Below are 2,236 nucleotides of genomic sequence, written 5' to 3'. Positions count from 1 at the left end.
GCCCAAACGCTCTTCTCGTCATTGACGGTTTCGTAGATAGGCACCCGCGAGACGTCGACGCCGACCCGGGAGAGTTCAGCGAAATAGCCACGCAAGCGGTCGCGCGTAGCGGAGTAGAGGGCCATTTCCACCTGCTCCCTTGTGGTAGGGCCGAAGCCTGCGTCGGCACAGGGCAGGGTAAGCACGGCAAAGCGGCGATGTCCGAGTTCGGTCAGGTGGCGGGCGGCCAGGCCAGCCCCGGCAATGTTGTCGACGCCGATCGCTGCAACGGCGTCGTCGTCGTCCGAATCGAGATCGAGCGCGACAAAAGGGAGTTTGCGTTCACGCGCCAGTTCGACCAGCCTTGAACCGCCATCGACGCAAAAGACGATGAAACCGTCGACCAACGCACTCTGTATGTTCCAGGCAAGCTGTTTGTTGTTGGCTGCGGAGACCAGCGAAATCCCCGCACCGGTCGCGTCGCAGGCCTGCGAGATGCTGGCCATCATCACCCGGGCAAAGGGGTCGTCGAAGAAATAGGAGAGGGGTTCCGCGGTCGCGACACCGATGGCATTGACCTTGCCGGCGCGCAGCAGCCGGCCCTTGGGATCTGGTCCGCCATATCCCATGGCCTCGGCTGCCGCCTTGACCCGCTCGCGGACCTCCTCGCGCACGATGTCCGGCCGGGCAAACACGTTGGACGCGGTGCCGTGCGACACGCCGGCCGCCTTGGCAATGTCCGCCAGACGGACCGGTCTTGTCTTTGCAGAGGTCAATGGCGCCATCTTCGTCTCCTGAATTCCTTCCATCTAACACTTTCGTTGGATCGGTTCAAATTTTGACTTGATCACAGTCTCGGCAAGGCGTATGTTTGAATCGATCCAAGCGAACGGCGGTTCTCTAGATTGGATCGATTCAACATATTTAGGGGAGTTGTGCCATGCATCCCGTCAATTTTCTGTTCGAAGATATTTACCGCAACGACTGGAGCATCTCGTCGAACACCACGACGCAGAAGCGCCGTGGCAAAGCCAGCCCATGGGTTCGCGAGTTGCGGTTCCTTGTGGAGCGCAAGCGGAGCTGATCGGGGTCGGTTTTTCGCGTCTGTCGATTGGATCGATTCAAGGACTAAAAGGAGCGCACATCATGCATCCCGTCAGCTATCTGTTCGAAGACATCTACCGCAACTATTGGGGCATCGCGCCGGCCTCCAAGAGGCCGGAACGGCATTGGTTGGCGAAGCTGCGGCGACGCAATCGCGAATTGCTCATCAAGCCCGAGCGCCGGCAGGACTAGCAGCCCACGCTTTTACATTTGGCGCGGGCAGGCGTCAGGAACGTGGCCGCCCCAGCGCCGAGGCCGCGATCACCAGCCAACCGGCGATGAGCAAGGTGCCGCCGATCGGCGCCGACAGCGGGAACAGCCGCGACCCGATGAAATCGCGGGCCAGCAGATCGCCGCAGAACAGCAGAAGCCCAACCAGCAGGATCAGGCTGCCGATGCGCAGCATCCGGTTCGCCCCAAGCAATCCGGCGGCGAGGAAGACCGGCGCATGCATCAGCAGGAAGGATGCGGCGGTGCCGACGAAGGCGCCGCCCAGATGCGCCGCCGCGGCCGACAGCGCCACGCCGGCGGCGCCGCACAGGCCGCCGGCCAGGACGAGGATACGGCCGCTGTTGTCGGAAGGTCGTTCGGCCGTGCTCATGTCCGTGGCTCCGTGATATCAGGGGATGCCAATCCCGTCAGGACTTGCCGGCTTTGGCGAGCATGTCCTGCTCGCGGCGCGACTGTGCCAGCCAGTTATACACCGCGCCCCCGGCCATCAAGACGGATGTGCCCAGAAACACCGAGCGCATGCCGAAATGGCCACCGGCAAAGCCGCCGAGCAGGGGACCGGCGACCTGCCCGACATACTGGGCGGAAATCGACAACCCGAGCACATTGCCCCCGACCCCATCGGGAACATTGTGGCGGATCACGCTGGTGATGCAGGGCAAGAGCCCGCCCAGCGCCAGGCCCATCAGGAAACGCAGGCCGATGAGTTGCCAGCTTTGCGTGACGAAGGCCTGCGGGATCAGCAGCAGTGCCGAGACGGCTAGCGCGCCGATGATGACGTTCCAGTGGCCGACGCGGTCGGCGAGTTTGCCGAGGCGCGAAGCCGACAGGATGGCGCCAAGGGCCGCCGCCGACATGACGACGCCTGATATCAGCGTTACGCGGCTCTGGTCTTCGATGAGTTGCTGCACATAGACGGTGA

Annotated in this window: 4 protein-coding genes; 1 reads left to right on the top strand and 3 read right to left on the bottom strand. The window is 63.1% G+C overall.

Going from position 1 to position 2,236, the window contains the following annotated elements; translation table 11 throughout:
• Nucleotides 1-764, bottom strand: a 764-nt coding sequence (locus EN750_RS30545) for a LacI family DNA-binding transcriptional regulator (protein WP_145968061.1), incomplete at its 3' end; no start/stop codon positions are given.
• An 82-nt stretch (nt 765-846) separates the two neighbouring features.
• On the opposite strand from EN750_RS30545, the gene EN750_RS40080 reads away from it, so the two are divergent.
• The gene (locus EN750_RS40080; protein WP_164893279.1) at nt 847-1,275 is read left to right on the top strand and encodes a hypothetical protein; all 429 of its coding nucleotides are present in this window, start codon (nt 847-849) and stop codon (nt 1,273-1,275) included.
• Between the two features lie 34 nt (nt 1,276-1,309).
• Here the strand turns inward: EN750_RS40080 and EN750_RS30530 are convergent, their stop codons facing one another.
• Both EN750_RS30530 and EN750_RS30525 read right to left on the bottom strand, forming a co-directional pair.
• Nucleotides 1,310-1,684: a DUF423 domain-containing protein gene (locus tag EN750_RS30530; protein ID WP_127398952.1), complete on the bottom strand. Its 375-nt coding sequence runs from the start codon at nt 1,682-1,684 to the stop codon at nt 1,310-1,312.
• A gap of 37 nt (nt 1,685-1,721) precedes the next feature.
• On the bottom strand, nt 1,722-2,236 hold a 515-nt coding region (locus tag EN750_RS30525; RefSeq protein ID WP_127398951.1), incomplete at its 5' end, for an MFS transporter.

It is taken from the genome of Mesorhizobium sp. M7A.F.Ca.ET.027.03.2.1 (assembly GCF_003999175.1).
GTDB lineage: Bacteria > Pseudomonadota > Alphaproteobacteria > Rhizobiales > Rhizobiaceae > Mesorhizobium.
This window is presented reverse-complemented; position numbering and strand designations above follow the sequence as displayed.

Excerpts from the sequence above, each read along its gene's own strand:
- EN750_RS30530 (WP_127398952.1), bottom strand. The coding sequence starts at position 1,684 with ATGAGCACGGCCGAACGACCTTCCGACAACAGCGGCCGTATCCTCGTC.
- EN750_RS40080 (WP_164893279.1), top strand. The coding sequence starts at position 847 with ATGTTTGAATCGATCCAAGCGAACGGCGGTTCTCTAGATTGGATCGAT.